Origin of the sequence: Klebsiella sp. 1SOBk5mer (assembly GCF_046603115.1) — a bacterium.
GTDB classification, from domain to species: domain Bacteria; phylum Pseudomonadota; class Gammaproteobacteria; order Enterobacterales; family Enterobacteriaceae; genus Klebsiella; species Klebsiella quasipneumoniae.
In genome coordinates this window covers 58640-73140 of record NZ_JBKIUU010000007.1, presented here as the reverse complement: position 1 = coordinate 73140, position 14501 = coordinate 58640, and the positions used below count along the sequence as shown (strand labels likewise).

The 14501-nt window shown below is 58.9% G+C and carries 10 protein-coding genes; 3 read left to right on the top strand and 7 right to left on the bottom strand.

Translation table 11 applies throughout. The annotated features are described in order from the left end of the window. Positions 1 to 17: 17 nt before the first annotated feature. The 3 genes from glpC to glpA are packed head-to-tail and all read right to left on the bottom strand — an operon-like array spanning position 18 to position 4064. A complete protein-coding gene (gene glpC / locus ACLH1U_RS16410) occupies positions 18 to 1196 on the bottom strand; it encodes an anaerobic glycerol-3-phosphate dehydrogenase subunit GlpC (RefSeq protein WP_023290491.1) in 1179 nt (392 codons plus the stop codon). Then, on the bottom strand, positions 1193 to 2452 hold the full coding sequence (gene glpB / locus ACLH1U_RS16405) for a glycerol-3-phosphate dehydrogenase subunit GlpB (RefSeq protein ID WP_110211932.1): 1260 nt from the start codon (positions 2450 to 2452) through the stop codon (positions 1193 to 1195). The genes glpC and glpB overlap by 4 nt, the downstream gene beginning before the upstream one ends. After that, the gene (glpA, locus tag ACLH1U_RS16400; RefSeq protein ID WP_348890044.1) at positions 2442 to 4064 is read right to left on the bottom strand and encodes an anaerobic glycerol-3-phosphate dehydrogenase subunit A; all 1623 of its coding nucleotides are present in this window, start codon (positions 4062 to 4064) and stop codon (positions 2442 to 2444) included. Before glpA ends, glpB begins: the two co-directional genes overlap by 11 nt. A gap of 272 nt (positions 4065 to 4336) precedes the next feature. On the opposite strand from glpA, the gene glpT reads away from it, so the two are divergent. Together glpT and glpQ are read left to right on the top strand one after the other, a co-directional pair. Continuing rightward, a complete protein-coding gene (gene glpT / locus ACLH1U_RS16395; protein ID WP_023290488.1) occupies positions 4337 to 5683 on the top strand; it encodes a glycerol-3-phosphate transporter in 1347 nt (448 codons plus the stop codon). Positions 5684 to 5692: 9 nt separating this feature from the next. Then, positions 5693 to 6763, top strand: coding sequence for a glycerophosphodiester phosphodiesterase (glpQ, locus tag ACLH1U_RS16390; RefSeq protein WP_105491260.1), 1071 nt, complete (start codon positions 5693 to 5695; stop codon positions 6761 to 6763). Between the two features lie 71 nt (positions 6764 to 6834). Here glpQ and yfaE read toward each other — a convergent pair whose 3' ends face one another. The 4 genes from yfaE to ubiG form a co-directional block, all read right to left on the bottom strand. Further along, positions 6835 to 7089: a class I ribonucleotide reductase maintenance protein YfaE gene (yfaE, locus tag ACLH1U_RS16385; protein ID WP_004201692.1), complete on the bottom strand. Its 255-nt coding sequence runs from the start codon at positions 7087 to 7089 to the stop codon at positions 6835 to 6837. Beyond that, on the bottom strand, positions 7089 to 8219 hold the full coding sequence (nrdB, locus tag ACLH1U_RS16380) for a class Ia ribonucleoside-diphosphate reductase subunit beta (RefSeq protein WP_004140835.1): 1131 nt from the start codon (positions 8217 to 8219) through the stop codon (positions 7089 to 7091). Before nrdB ends, yfaE begins: the two co-directional genes overlap by 1 nt. A gap of 101 nt (positions 8220 to 8320) precedes the next feature. Then, positions 8321 to 10606, bottom strand: coding sequence for a class 1a ribonucleoside-diphosphate reductase subunit alpha (gene nrdA / locus ACLH1U_RS16375; RefSeq protein ID WP_032453556.1), 2286 nt, complete (start codon positions 10604 to 10606; stop codon positions 8321 to 8323). 344 nt (positions 10607 to 10950) lie between these two features. Then, positions 10951 to 11679, bottom strand: coding sequence for a bifunctional 2-polyprenyl-6-hydroxyphenol methylase/3-demethylubiquinol 3-O-methyltransferase UbiG (gene ubiG, locus ACLH1U_RS16370; protein ID WP_023290485.1), 729 nt, complete (start codon positions 11677 to 11679; stop codon positions 10951 to 10953). A 146-nt stretch (positions 11680 to 11825) separates the two neighbouring features. Between ubiG and gyrA the strand changes: the two genes are divergently transcribed. Next, complete coding sequence (gyrA, locus tag ACLH1U_RS16365) at positions 11826 to 14459, top strand: DNA topoisomerase (ATP-hydrolyzing) subunit A (RefSeq protein ID WP_004201688.1); 2634 nt, start codon at positions 11826 to 11828, stop codon at positions 14457 to 14459. Positions 14460 to 14501: the final 42 nt, after the last annotated feature.

Genomic DNA, 14501 nt, shown 5'->3' with positions numbered 1-14501 from the left:
GCAGGCTGGCGCCGGACTCAGGCGAGCGCCTGCGCCAGCACCGTCAGCGGATGTTCGCAGCGTTTGCTGGTGGACATTTCTATCTGCCATTTACAGGTCTCGCAGTCGGTGACGACGATGTCGGCGCCGCTCTCCTCAATCTGACGGAACAGCGGGGCGCCGATAGCCTGGGATACCGCGTAATTCTCAGTCTTAAACCCGTAGGTGCCGGCGATGCCGCAGCACTGCGAATCCAGCACTTCCAGCTGCAGGCCAGGGATCAGCCGCAGCAGTTCGAGGGTATACAGCGACCAGCCCATTTTCTCCATGTGGCACGGCGTGTGATAGACCACCTTCAGCGGCAGCGGGCGCAGCGGCAGCGTTTTGCCACTATCCAGTTGTTTCCAGATCCAGCGAGTGGCCAGCTCCACCCGGTCGCGGAGATCGCTGTTGTCGACATCAAGGAGATGCGGGTATTCATCGCGCAGCGTAAAGGTGCAGGTCGAGGAGGTGGCGATGATCGGCAGCGCGTTTTCCCGCATCGCGGCGACGTTGCTCTGCGCCTGCTTACGCGCTTTGTCAAAAAAGCCGTTGGCGATCAGCGGCACGCCGCAGCATTTTTCCCGTGATAACAACTGCACGCCGGTGCCCAGCGCATTGACGACGCGAATCAGATCCTTGCCCAGCTGCGGGTGGTTATAGTTGACGTAGCAACCATGAAAGAAGGCCACCTGCTCAGGGTACTGCGCCTGTCTGGCCGCGAGCTGGCGGTAAGCGCGGCGGAAGGTGCCGAAGCCATATTTTGGCAGCGTGCGGCGATGATCGATATTGAGCGCCGCGTCGAGCAGGCGGCGTACCGGTTTTAAGCCGGTGGTGGCGTTTACCAGTGGGGCAAAGGGGGTGGAAAGGGTGCCCATCAGGTCGGTATGGCTGAGAATAGCGTCGCGCAGGGTCGGTTTTTGCTGGCCATACTGTGCCCGGGCGCGCTGAATGATATCGCCAATTTTCACATCCGACGGGCAGGCGACCTCACAGCGCTTGCAGTTAATGCAGTACTTGAGCGCCTCATCGTACAGCGCGCCATCCTTCAGGCGCAGGCGTTCGCCGTCCGGCCCCGCCTGTTTCGGCCCGGGATAGCGCGGATTGACCCGGCTGACCGGACAGGTGGTGGTACAGACCGTGCACTTAATGCAGCTTTCAAAACGGGTATCGTTCATGGTCGGCCTCCGGCGAGGGCGTGGATCTGTCTGGCGGCGTGCAGTGCGGTGACGGCGCAGACCCCGCCGCCGCAGCCGAGCTGAATGGCATCGAACCCGCCGAGCAGCGAACCGATGGCGAAAAGATTGCTGAACGGCTGCCCGCCCAGCATGGGGCGCAGCAGGGCATCGGTTTTCACCCCGAAGCGCTGCCACGGCTGGGAGGCAAAGAAGTCGCGCTGGTACCAGTCGTCGCGCGGCAGGGTCTGCTGTAGATCGAGACCGAGAATGGGTTCGCGCACGCTATCCCGCGTGGCGACAAGACCGTTACTGAAAAAGCTGCCGCTGGCCAGCACGGTAAAACGCGGACGCAGCGCAATATCGCCGTGATTTCGCGTCCAGACGGCCTCGACGGCACCCTGTCGATGGCTGATGTTCACCACTTCATCGCCGGCAAGCCAGGTGCCGCCGCCGCGAATAAACTGCCGCTGCAGCAAACTGTGCAGGCGCATCCCGGGAACCGAAGGCGGCAGCGTCGGCAGCAGACGCAGCGGGCAGGGCAGGCGCGCCTGCAGCCAGTGGTACAGGCGATCGTCGGCGAGGCCAAAGCAGGCGGGCATGATCAGCAGCTCATGCTGTTGCGCCAGCGGCAGCAGCGCCGCATGCAGGGCAGGCCAGTGGTTTTCATCGTCGAGGAGGCGGGCGATATTGGCGGCGCGAAACTCGGTGGGGTTGTCACGTAAAACATCCAGCAGCGGTAACTCGATTTCCACCGCCACGGCGGTGACGCCGGTTTGCCCGAGCGCGGCGGCGGCGAGATGCGGCTGAAAATCGGCAAAGCCGCTGATCCCCACCAGGCAGACCCCCTGTCGGGGGAGTGGCGCGACAGGAACCTCCTGCGGCGATAGCCACGCCGCGCGCAGCGTCCCCAGCGGTGTTACCCGCCGGTGCGGGCGGTGCGCGTCGCCCTGCATCACCGCGCCGCAGGCGGCCAGCAGGGCTTCAGTCTGTTTAGCGTATTCGAGCACCGCCCCGGCGCCGAGCCGGGAATAAGGGTGCTCAGGAAGCAGTTCAGCGAGCTGCTGCAGACCTTGCGCGAGGTCAGTGACGTTATCGCCGTTCGGCAGCGCCGAGAGCAGATCTAACGACGCGGAGGAAAAATGCAGCGCGCTTTGCCCGCGGCTGATGATAACGCTGCGCAGGCCGGACTGATTCAGCGTCAGGCCGCACAGCAGGCCGGCCAGTCCGCCGCCGATAATCGCGCAGTCAAATTTCATCCTGATGCTCCTGTGGTAGTCCGCACAGGCCGAGGTAGACCCAGCGGGTGAATTCGCTTTCGCGCAGCGCGTCGCCCCAGGCGATGGGCTGCACGCCCTTCCAGCGCTCATTGAGAAACGCCGATAGCTGGGTCAACGACTGCGAGGGGGTGGTGACGTTAAAGCGCTGCAGCAGACCGGCGGCGCGGCAGGCGCAGAGTTCCCCCTGGCAGGTCCCCATGCCAATCCGGGTACGGCGGCGCAGGTCGAGCAGGGTGTGGACCGCCAGATTTTCCACCGCGTATTTCACTTCACCAGCGGTGACGGCTTCGCATTCGCAGACCAGACTACGGTGCTGGCGGCTGTCGCCAAGCCAGGCCGGCGTGCGATCGCCATGGCGGTAGACAGCAGAGCCGCGCAGCGGGCCCGGCAGGGAGATAATTTTTCGCAGGGTGCTTTCCGTCGGCTCCTGCGACCCGGGCAGCGGGCTCTCGGCCGTGGAACAGGGGGTGGTGTTGCCCAGTTTACGACAGACGGCGTCGGTGGCCCACTCGGCCATCAGGCGATAGGTCATCAGCTTGCCGCCGGTGATGGTAATGAAGCCTTCCATGCCGTCGCGCTGAGCATGGTCGAGCAGGACGATGCCGCGGCTGACGCTGCGTCCGCTGGGATCGTTGTCGCTGGCCACCAGCGGGCGCACGCCGGAGTAGGCGCGGAGGATCCGGGTGCGGCCCATGACCGGCGCCAGCTTTTCACCTTCGCGCAGCAGGGTTTCGACTTCCGCGGTCGTTACCCGGTTGTCGTCAATTTCGTCATAAGGAATATGCATCGAGGTGGTGCCGATCAGCGAGATGGTATCCCCGGGCACCAGAATATCGGCATCGGCCGGCTTACGGCAGCGGTTGATCACCAGGTTGTTAATCCGGTGGTCAAGGATCAACAGCGATCCCTTCGCCGGGAACATGGTGATGCGCAGGTCGGCATATTCCGCAATGCGCTGCCCCCAGATCCCGGCGGCATTGACCACTACCCCGGCGTACAGGGCGCGGGTCTGGTGAAGCTGACGATCGTATACCTGGACGCCACAGACGCGGTCGCCCTGGCGCAGCAGGCCTGTCACTTCGCAGCCGGTGAGGATCTGCGCGCCGTGTTCGCGGGCGTCGAGCATATTGGCCGCGGTGAGGCGAAACGGGTCAATGGTGCCATCCGGGACCTGCACCGCCCCCAGCAGCGTCGGGTTGACGGCGGGCTCGCGGCGCAGCGCCTCCTGCGCAGAAAGCGGCGTGGCCTCTATGCCAGCCTGCTGGCAGGCGGCGATAAAGGTCTGCTGCCAGGCCAGATCGTCTTCAGGCAGGGTAATGAACAGACCGCCGGCCGGTTCGATACAGTGACGGGCGATGCGGCGCAGGATGCGGTTCTCATTGATGCATTCGCGGGCGGATTCGTTGTCGGTCACCGCATAGCGGGCGCCGCTGTGCAACAGCCCATGATTACGGCCGGTGGCCCCGGTGGCGATATCATGGCGCTCAATGAGCACTGTGCGTAATCCGCGTCGGGCGCAGTCGCGGGCGATGCCAGCGCCGGTTGCTCCGCCGCCGATGATGATGACCTCGCTATCAAGACGTCCCGTCATCTTCAGCTCCTCTGTTTTCGTTTACCGCCATTTAGCCACAATCAATAAGGGTATTGTTTGATTTCGAGCATATTCGCGCGTTATTTGAGCGAATTATGTGATTTTGTGCTCACAATGGAACCTTTTGTCATATTTATGTAACAAATTGTGCGATGTTTCACAGTATCAGCTCTACGTATTGCCTACCATCGCGGCCAGATTCGAAGTTGGTGATTAATCTGGGATTGTTGTCGTGACGTCAGTAAAAAACAGCAAGGGCCACGGAGGCTGATATGTTAAGTATTTTTAAACCCGCCGCGCATAAAGCGCGTTTGCCAGCCGCGGAGATCGACCCGCTCTATCGTCGGTTACGCTGGCAGATTTTTATCGGCATCTTCTTTGGTTATGCCGCTTACTATCTGGTTCGTAAGAACTTTGCCCTGGCGATGCCCTATCTTATCGAGCAAGGTTTCTCCCGCGGCGATCTCGGTTTCGCCCTTTCCGGCATCTCCATTGCCTACGGATTTTCGAAATTCATCATGGGATCGGTCTCTGACCGTTCGAATCCGCGCATTTTCCTGCCGGCGGGGCTGATCCTCGCCGCGCTGGTGATGTTGGTGATGGGCTTCGTACCGTGGGCCACCTCTAGCATCATGATCATGTTCGTACTGCTGTTCCTCTGCGGCTGGTTCCAGGGAATGGGCTGGCCGCCGTGCGGCCGTACCATGGTCCACTGGTGGTCGCAGAAAGAGCGCGGCGGAATTGTTTCAGTGTGGAACTGCGCGCATAACGTCGGCGGGGGGATTCCGCCGCTGCTGTTCCTGTTGGGTATGGCCTGGTTTAACGACTGGCATGCGGCGCTCTATATGCCGGCTTTCGGCGCTATTCTGCTGGCGATTTTCGCCTTCGCGATGATGCGCGATACGCCGCAATCCTGCGGCCTGCCGCCGATCGAAGAGTATAAAAACGACTACCCGGACGATTACAGCGAAGAGCATGAACAAGAGCTGACGGCGAAGCAGATCTTTATGCAGTACATTCTGCCGAACAAGCTGCTGTGGTACATCGCGGTCGCCAACGTCTTCGTTTATCTGCTGCGCTACGGCATTCTCGACTGGTCGCCGACCTACCTGAAAGAGGTGAAGCACTTCGCGCTGGATAAATCCTCCTGGGCCTACTTCCTGTACGAGTACGCGGGGATCCCGGGCACCCTGCTGTGTGGCTGGATGTCGGATAAAGTGTTTAAAGGCAACCGCGGCGCCACCGGCGTGTTCTTTATGACCCTGGTGACCATCGCCACCGTTGTCTACTGGCTGAACCCGCCGGGTAACCCGGGCGTCGATATGGCCTGTATGATTATTATCGGCTTCCTGATCTACGGCCCGGTGATGCTGATTGGTCTGCATGCGCTGGAGCTGGCGCCGAAGAAAGCCGCTGGCACCGCCGCAGGCTTCACCGGCCTGTTCGGTTACCTCGGCGGTTCCGTGGCCGCGAGCGCCATCGTCGGCTACACCGTCGATTTCTTCGGCTGGGACGGCGGCTTTATGGTGATGATCGGCGGCAGCGTGCTGGCGGTTGTCCTGCTGGTTATCGTGATGCTCGGTGAACGCCGCCATCATCAACAGCTGAAGCAAGCCTAAGGAGCGGCGATGAACATGAAACTCACCACGCTAATGAGCGGCATGATGTTGGCCAGTTCTGCGCTGTGCTTCAGCGCGGCAGCGGCGGATAAAATGGTTATCGCCCACCGGGGCGCCAGCGGTTATCTGCCGGAACATACCCTGCCGGCGAAAGCGATGGCTTACGCTCAGGGGGCGGATTACCTTGAGCAAGACCTGGTGATGACCAAAGACGACCGACTGGTGGTGTTGCACGACCACTATCTGGATCGGGTGACCGACGTCGCTCAGCGCTTCCCGCAGCGGGCGCGTCAAGATGGCCGTTTTTACGCCATCGACTTTACCCTGGCCGAGATCAAGTCGCTGACGTTTACCGAAGGCTTTGAGCCGAAAGATGGCAAGAATGTGCAAACCTATCCCGGGCGTTTCCCGATGGGCAAATCCGATTTCCGCATTCATACCTTTGAAGAAGAGATTGAGTTTGTCCAGGGGCTGAATCATTCCACCGGCAAAAACATCGGTATTTACCCGGAAATCAAAGCGCCGTGGTTCCACCATCAGGAAGGCAAAGATATTGCCGCCAGCACGCTGAAAGTGCTGAAAGAATATGGCTACACCAGCAAGCAGGATAAGGTCTATCTGCAGTGCTTTGACGCCAACGAGCTCAAGCGTATTAAGCATGAGCTGGAGCCGAAGATGGGCATGGATCTCAAGCTGGTGCAGCTTATCGCCTATACCGACTGGAATGAAACCCAGCAGCGGCAGGCTGACGGCAAGTGGGTGAACTACAGCTATGACTGGATGTTCAAGCCGGGGGCCATGGCGCAGATTGCGCAGTACGCCGACGGCATTGGTCCGGATTATCATATGCTGGTGGCGGAAGGCTCAAAGCCGGGGGCGGTGAAGCTGACGGCGATGGTGAAGGAGGCGCACGCCAGCCATCTGCAGGTGCATCCGTATACCGTGCGCGCGGATCAACTGCCGGAGTACGCCAGCAACGTCAATCAGCTCTATGACCTGCTGTATCGCCAGGCGGACGTCGATGGCTTGTTTACCGATTTCCCGGATAAAGCGGTGCAGTTTCTGGACGCTAAGCAGTAAAAAGCCGGGTTTACCCGGCCTGTGAACGGCAGTTTTGTCGGGCGCATAAGCGTTACGCCGCCCGACAAAACTTACATCTCAATTTCGATATCGCCCTTCGCCCGGCAGCAGCAGGGCAAAATTTCTCCCGGCTGGATAAAGGCCAGCGGCTCGGTCAGCCAGTCAACCTGGCCGGAGACCAGACGAGTACGGCAGGAGCCGCAATAGCCTGCGCGGCACTGATACTCGACGTCGATATTATGCGATTCAAGAGCAGCCAACAGGGAAGGGTGTTCATCCTGACACTCAAGGCGAGTGTCAGAGATTTTCAAGAAGATCCGCTTCATTACAGCTGGAAGTTGCTCAGGTCGTCGGCATCGACTTCAGAGTCGATCTGGCCGACCAGGTAAGAGCTGACCTCTACTTCCTGCGGCGCCACCTGGACGTTGTCGGAGACCAGCCAGGTGTTGATCCACGGGATCGGGTTGGAGCGGGTCTGGAACGGCAGATCGAGGCCCACCGCCTGCATGCGGATATTGGTGATGTACTCGACGTACTGGCAGAGAATATCTTTGTTCAGGCCAATCATCGAGCCGTCGCGGAACAGGTAGTCCGCCCACTCTTTCTCCTGCTGCGCCGCCAGCACGAACAGGTCATAGCACTCCTGCTTGCACTCTTCGGCGATTTCCGCCATTTCCGGATCGTCGCTGCCGGAGCGCAGCAGGTTCAGCATATGCTGAGTGCCGGTCAGGTGCAGCGCTTCATCGCGGGCGATCAGGCGGATAATTTTGGCGTTGCCTTCCATCAGTTTGCGCTCGGCAAAGGCGAAGGAGCAGGCGAAGCTGACGTAGAAGCGGATCGCTTCCAGGGCGTTGACGCTCATCAGGCACAGATAGAGTTTCTTTTTCAGCTCGCGCAGATTGACGGTCACGGTCTTGCCGTTGACGGTGTGGGTGCCTTCGCCCAGCAGGTGCCAGTAGCTGGTCATCTCGATCAGCGAATCGTAATAGTGGGAGATCCCCTCGGCACGCTTCTGGATCTGTTCGTTGGTGACGATATCGTCGAACACGGTCGCCGGGTCGTTGACGATGTTGCGGATGATATGGGTGTACGAGCGCGAGTGAATGGTCTCGGAGAAGGCCCAGGTTTCCACCCAGGTCTCCAGCTCCGGGATGGAGATCAGCGGCAGCAGCGCCACGTTCGGGCTGCGGCCCTGGATGGAGTCGAGCAGCGTCTGGTACTTCAGGTTGCTGATGAAAATGTGTTTTTCATGTTCCGGCAGCGCCTGGTAGTCAATGCGATCGCGGGAGACGTCAACCTCTTCCGGGCGCCAGAAGAAGGAGAGCTGTTTTTCAATCAGCTTTTCAAAGATATCGTATTTTTGCTGATCGTAGCGGGCCACGTTAACCGGCTGGCCAAAAAACATTGGCTCAAGCAGCTGATCGTTTTTCGTCTGTGAAAAAGTGGTGTATGCCATTGAAGTGAGTCCTGTTGAACTGTACTGCCCGGCGGCGATGCGTTGGCCGGGCCTACAAAATCGTAGGCCGGGTAAGCGTAGCGCCACCCGGCAAAAATACCTTAGATCTTACAAGCGCCGCTTTCGCAGCCGTCGTCCTGGATGGACGGGGCCAGGTCATCCTGAGCGTCTTCAGCGCCATCACGGGTGTTGTGATAGTACAGCGTTTTGACGCCGAATTTATAGGCGTTGAGCAGGTCTTTCAGCAACTGCTGCATCGGCACTTTTCCGGAAGGGAAGCGCGTCGGATCGTAGTTGGTATTCGCAGAGATCGACTGGTCGATAAACTTCTGCATGATACCCACCAGCTGCAGGTAGCCGTCGTTGTTCGGCATTTCCCACAGCAGTTCGTAGGCGTTCTGCAGGTTTTCGTAGTCCGGCACCACCTGGCGCAGGATCCCATCCTTCGACGCTTTGATACTCACGTGGCCGCGCGGCGGCTCGATGCCGTTGGTGGCGTTGGAGATCTGCGACGAGGTCTCGGACGGCATCAGCGCGGAGAGCGTGGAGTTGCGAAGGCCGTGGGTTTTGATGGACGCGCGCAGCGCTTCCCAGTCGTAGTGCAGGGATTCGCTGACGATGCCGTCCAGGTCTTTTTTATAGGTATCGATCGGCAGGATACCCTGCGCATAAGTGGTTTCGTTGAACCACGGGCAAGCGCCCTGTTCGATAGCCAGTTCGTTGGAGGCCTTCAGCAGGTAGTACTGAATCGCTTCGAACGTTTTGTGGGTCAGGTTGTTGGCGCTGCCGTCGGAGTAGCGTTTGCCATGCTTCGCCAGATAGTAAGCGAAGTTGATCACGCCGATGCCCAGCGTACGGCGGCCCATTGCGCCGCGTTTGGCGGCCGGGATGGGGTAATCCTGATAGTCGAGCAGCGCGTCCAGGGCACGCACCGCCAGCACCGCCAGCTCTTCCAGCTCGTCGAGGCTGTCGATAGCCCCGAGGTTAAAGGCCGACAGGGTGCACAGCGCGATTTCGCCGTTTTCGTCGTTGACGTCTTCCAGCGGTTTAGTCGGCAGGGCGATCTCCAGGCACAGGTTAGACTGGCGCACCGGGGCGACCACTGGATCGAACGGGCTGTGGGTGTTGCAGTGGTCGACGTTCTGGATGTAGATGCGGCCGGTGGAGGCGCGCTCCTGCATCATCAGCGAGAACAGCTCAACCGCTTTAATGCGCTGCTTGCGAATGCTGTCGTCCTGCTCGTACTGGGTGTACAGGCGCTCAAATTCGTCCTGATCGGCGAAGAAAGCGTCATACAGGCCCGGGACGTCGGAAGGGCTGAACAGGGTAATGTCGCCGCCCTTCAGCAGACGGGTGTACATCAGCTTGTTGATCTGCACCCCGTAGTCCATGTGACGAACGCGATTGGCGTCGGTCCCGCGGTTGTTTTTCAGCACCAGCAGGCTTTCCACTTCCAGATGCCACATTGGGTAGAAGAGGGTCGCCGCGCCGCCGCGTACGCCGCCCTGCGAGCAGGACTTCACCGCGGTCTGGAAATGTTTGTAGAACGGAATGCAGCCGGTGTGGAAGGCTTCGCCGCCGCGGATCGGGCTGCCCAGCGCGCGAATGCGGCCGGCGTTGATGCCGATGCCGGCGCGCTGGGAAACGTATTTCACAATCGCGCTGGAGGTGGCGTTGATGGAGTCCAGGCTGTCGCCGCACTCGATCAGCACGCAGGAGCTGAACTGACGGGTTGGGGTACGCACGCCGGACATGATCGGCGTCGGCAGCGAGATTTTAAAGGTCGACACCGCATCGTAGAAACGCTTGATGTAGTCCAGACGCGTTTCGCGCGGGTAGTTAGAGAACAGGCAGGCAGCCACCAGAATATAGAGGAACTGCGCGCTCTCATAAATTTCGCCGGTGACGCGGTTTTGTACCAGATACTTGCCTTCCAGCTGCTTAACGGCAGCGTAGGAGAAGTTCATGTCGCGCCAGTGGTCGAGGAAACCGTCCATCTGCTGGAACTCTTCTTCCGTGTAGTCTTCCAGCAGATGATGATCGTATTTACCCTTCTCGACCATCTTCACCACGTGATCGTAAAGCGCCGGCGGCTCAAACTGGCCGAAGGCTTTTTTACGCAAATGGAAAATCGCCAGACGCGCGGCGAGGTACTGGTAATCCGGCGCCTCGCGGGAGATCAGATCCGCAGCGGCTTTGATAATGGTTTCGTGGATGTCCGCGGTTTTAATGCCGTCATAGAACTGGATGTGCGAGCGCAGCTCTACCTGGGAAATCGAAACGTTATTCAGTCCTTCTGCCGCCCAATCCAGTACGCGATGGATTTTGTCGAGATTGATGCGCTCGGTGGTTCCGTCGCGCTTTGTCACCAGCAGACTCTGATTCATGTGGATTTTACCTGTCCGTGAAAGAAAATATCCCCCGTTTATCCACAGAAGGCCGTTGTGACTAACTCTGTGGATAAATACTATATGTAGGGGGTTGTCGATAAAAGGAACGCTATATGGTGAGTATTTTAGTAAGGAATCTTTTGAGTACAAGGGTTGATTTTGACGTTAAATTGAGGTTGCGGAAGGGTAATAATCCGCAAGTCCACGTCGCATAAGGCCTGGAGAAGAAGTCAATAAAACAGAAAAAAAAATGAAAATTTGATCGAGTGCTGATTTCTTCATCGGAAGAAATAATCACGCGGCTTGATGCCGCGCAATCATCATAAGCGCAGGTGCTGACGTCACGCTTTTTTGGCGCTGGTATGCAACATATAGTTAACATCAACCCCCGGCGCCAACTTGAAGGTGTTGGTCAACGGATTGTAATGCAGGCCGATGATATGCTGCTCTTTCAGAGAAGTCTGATCTACCCAGCCCAGCAGTTCGGCCGGCTTGATAAACTTTTTCACATCATGAGTGCCTTTGGGCACCATCTTCATGACATATTCCGCGCCGACCACCGCCATCAGCCACGCTTTACCGTTACGGTTGATGGTGGAGAAGAAGACCTGGCCGCCAGGCTTCACCAGCCGCGCGCAGGCGTGGACGACCGACTGTGGGTCAGGGACGTGCTCCAGCATCTCCATGCAGGTGACGACGTCATACTGCTGCGGATGCTTCGCGGCATGTTCTTCAACCGTTTCCTGAACATACTCCACCTGAATTCCGCTCTCCAGGGCGTGCAGTTTCGCCACCTGCAGCGGCTCGGCGCCCATGTCCAGCCCGGTGACCGTCGCGCCTTCGCGCGCCATGCTCTCGGCGAGGATGCCGCCGCCGCAGCCGACATCGAGGACTTTTTTACCGAACAGGCCGCCAGAGCGTTCGGCGATATAGCCCAGCCGCAGGGGGTTAATGCGGTGGAGCGGTTTGAACTCGCCCTCCAGATCCCACCAGCGCGAGGCGACGGCTTCGAATTTGGCGATTTCAGCATGATCGACGTTAGGGGCTACCGACGTTTTTTCGGCATTCATGGGCGCTTTTACTCCTTTTCTGTTCAGACCTGCGAGTATATCAGCAGCGCGCCATGAATAAACCGTATTGCTTTACCTCTCTTAGCGCGGCTGTGTTATAATTTGCGACCTTTGAATCCGGGATACAGTAGAGGGATAGCGGTTAGATGAGCGACCTTGCGAGAGAAATTACACCGGTCAACATTGAGGAAGAGCTTAAGAACTCTTATCTGGATTATGCGATGTCGGTCATTGTTGGCCGTGCGCTGCCGGATGTCCGAGATGGCCTGAAGCCGGTACACCGTCGCGTACTTTACGCCATGAACGTATTGGGCAATGACTGGAACAAAGCCTATAAAAAATCAGCCCGTGTCGTTGGTGACGTAATCGGTAAATACCACCCGCACGGCGACTCCGCGGTATACGACACCATCGTACGTATGGCGCAGCCGTTCTCGCTGCGTTACATGCTGGTGGACGGCCAGGGTAACTTTGGTTCCATCGACGGCGACTCCGCTGCGGCGATGCGTTATACCGAAATTCGTCTGGCGAAAATCGCTCATGAGCTGATGGCCGATCTTGAAAAAGAGACGGTCGATTTCGTTGACAACTATGACGGCACGGAGCGTATTCCGGACGTCATGCCGACCAAAATTCCTAACCTGCTGGTAAACGGCGCCTCCGGGATCGCCGTCGGGATGGCCACCAACATACCGCCGCATAACCTGACGGAAGTGATCAACGGCTGTCTGGCCTATGTCGACGATGAAGACATCAGCATTGAAGGGCTGATGGCGCATATTCCTGGCCCTGATTTCCCGACCGCCGCCATTATCAACGGCCGTCGCGGCATTGAAGAGGCCTACCGCACCGGTCGCGGTAAAGTCTACATCCGCGCGCGCGCGGAAGTGGAAGTGGACGCGAAATCCGGCCGCGAAACCATCATCGTGCATGAAATTCCCTATCAGGTGAACAAAGCGCGCCTGATTGAGAAAATCGCCGAGCTGGTAAAAGAAAAACGCGTGGAAGGCATCAGCGCGCTGCGTGACGAGTCTGATAAAGACGGGATGCGCATCGTGATTGAAGTGAAGCGCGACGCGGTAGGGGAAGTGGTGCTCAACAACCTCTATTCCCAGACCCAGCTGCAGGTCTCCTTCGGCATCAACATGGTTGCGCTGCACCATGGCCAGCCGAAGATCATGAACCTGAAAGACATCATCGCCGCCTTCGTGCGCCACCGCCGCGAAGTGGTGACCCGTCGCACCATTTTCGAGCTGCGTAAAGCCCGTGACCGCGCGCATATCCTCGAAGCGTTGGCCGTGGCGCTGGCCAATATCGACCCGATTATCGAACTGATCCGTCGCGCGCCGACTCCGGCTGAAGCGAAAGCGGCGCTGGTTGCCCAGGCGTGGGATCTCGGTAACGTCGCGGCGATGCTGGAGCGTGCCGGTGATGACGCCGCGCGTCCGGAATGGCTGGAGCCCGAGTTCGGCGTGCGCGAGGGTAAATACTACCTGACCGAGCAGCAGGCCCAGGCGATTCTGGATCTGCGTCTGCAGAAACTGACCGGCCTTGAGCATGAAAAACTGCTCGACGAATATAAAGAGCTGCTGGAGCAGATCGCGGAACTGCTGCACATCCTCGGCAGCGCCGACCGTCTGATGGAAGTGATTCGCGAAGAGCTGGAGCTGATCCGCGACCAGTTCGGCGACGAACGTCGTACCGAAATCACTGCCAACAGCGCTGATATCAACATCGAAGATCTGATCAACCAGGAAGACGTGGTGGTCACCCTGTCGCATCAGGGCTATGTGAAGTATCAGCCGCTGACCGACTACGAAGCACAGCGTCGTGGCGGTAAAGGCAAATCGGCAGCGCGCATTAAAGAAGAAGACTTTATTGACCGCCTGCTGGTGGCCAACACCCATGACACCATCCTCTGCTTCTCAAGCCGCGGTCGTCTGTACTGGATGAAGGTCTATCAGCTGCCGGAGGCCAGCCGCGGCGCGCGCGGTCGTCCGATCGTCAACCTGCTGCCGCTGGAAGCCGATGAGCGTATCACCGCTATCCTGCCGGTCCGCGAGTATGAAGAGGGCGTCAACGTCTTTATGGCCACCGCCAGCGGTACCGTGAAGAAAACCGCGCTGACCGAGTTCAGTCGTCCGCGTTCCGCCGGCATTATCGCGGTGAACCTGAACGAAGGCGATGAGCTGATCGGCGTCGATCTGACCTCTGGTCAGGACGAAGTGATGCTGTTCTCCGCGGCCGGCAAGGTCGTGCGCTTCAAAGAGGATGCCGTTCGCGCCATGGGCCGTACCGCCACCGGCGTACGCGGCATTAAGCTGGCGGAAAACGACAGCGTCGTCTCGCTGATTATTCCGCGCGGCGAAGGCGCGATCCTGACGGTGACGCAAAACGGTTACGGTAAACGTACCGCCGCGGCTGAGTATCCGACCAAGTCGCGTGCCACCCAGGGCGTTATCTCGATCAAAGTCACCGAGCGTAACGGTTCCGTGGTCGGCGCCGTACAGGTGGATGATTGCGATCAGATCATGATGATCACCGACGCCGGGACGCTGGTGCGTACCCGCGTTTCCGAAGTGAGCATCGTGGGCCGTAACACCCAGGGCGTGATCCTCATCCGCACCGCGGAAGATGAAAACGTGGTGGGGCTGCAGCGCGTCGCTGAGCCGGTAGACGACGAAGAACTGGACGCCATCGACGGTAGCGCGGCGGAAGGCGATGACGATATCGCCCCGGAAGCGGATACCGATGACGACATCGCCGAAGACGAAGAGTAATCGTCCCAGGTAAATGTTCTGAAAGGGCCGGGTATTCTCCCG

Excerpts from the sequence above, each read along its gene's own strand:
- glpC (WP_023290491.1), bottom strand. The coding sequence starts at position 1,196 with ATGAACGATACCCGTTTTGAAAGCTGCATTAAGTGCACGGTCTGTACC.
- glpB (WP_110211932.1), bottom strand. The coding sequence starts at position 2,452 with ATGAAATTTGACTGCGCGATTATCGGCGGCGGACTGGCCGGCCTGCTG.
- glpA (WP_348890044.1), bottom strand. The coding sequence starts at position 4,064 with ATGACGGGACGTCTTGATAGCGAGGTCATCATCATCGGCGGCGGAGCA.
- glpT (WP_023290488.1), top strand. The coding sequence starts at position 4,337 with ATGTTAAGTATTTTTAAACCCGCCGCGCATAAAGCGCGTTTGCCAGCC.
- glpQ (WP_105491260.1), top strand. The coding sequence starts at position 5,693 with ATGAACATGAAACTCACCACGCTAATGAGCGGCATGATGTTGGCCAGT.
- yfaE (WP_004201692.1), bottom strand. The coding sequence starts at position 7,089 with ATGAAGCGGATCTTCTTGAAAATCTCTGACACTCGCCTTGAGTGTCAG.
- nrdB (WP_004140835.1), bottom strand. The coding sequence starts at position 8,219 with ATGGCATACACCACTTTTTCACAGACGAAAAACGATCAGCTGCTTGAG.
- nrdA (WP_032453556.1), bottom strand. The coding sequence starts at position 10,606 with ATGAATCAGAGTCTGCTGGTGACAAAGCGCGACGGAACCACCGAGCGC.
- ubiG (WP_023290485.1), bottom strand. The coding sequence starts at position 11,679 with ATGAATGCCGAAAAAACGTCGGTAGCCCCTAACGTCGATCATGCTGAA.
- gyrA (WP_004201688.1), top strand. The coding sequence starts at position 11,826 with ATGAGCGACCTTGCGAGAGAAATTACACCGGTCAACATTGAGGAAGAG.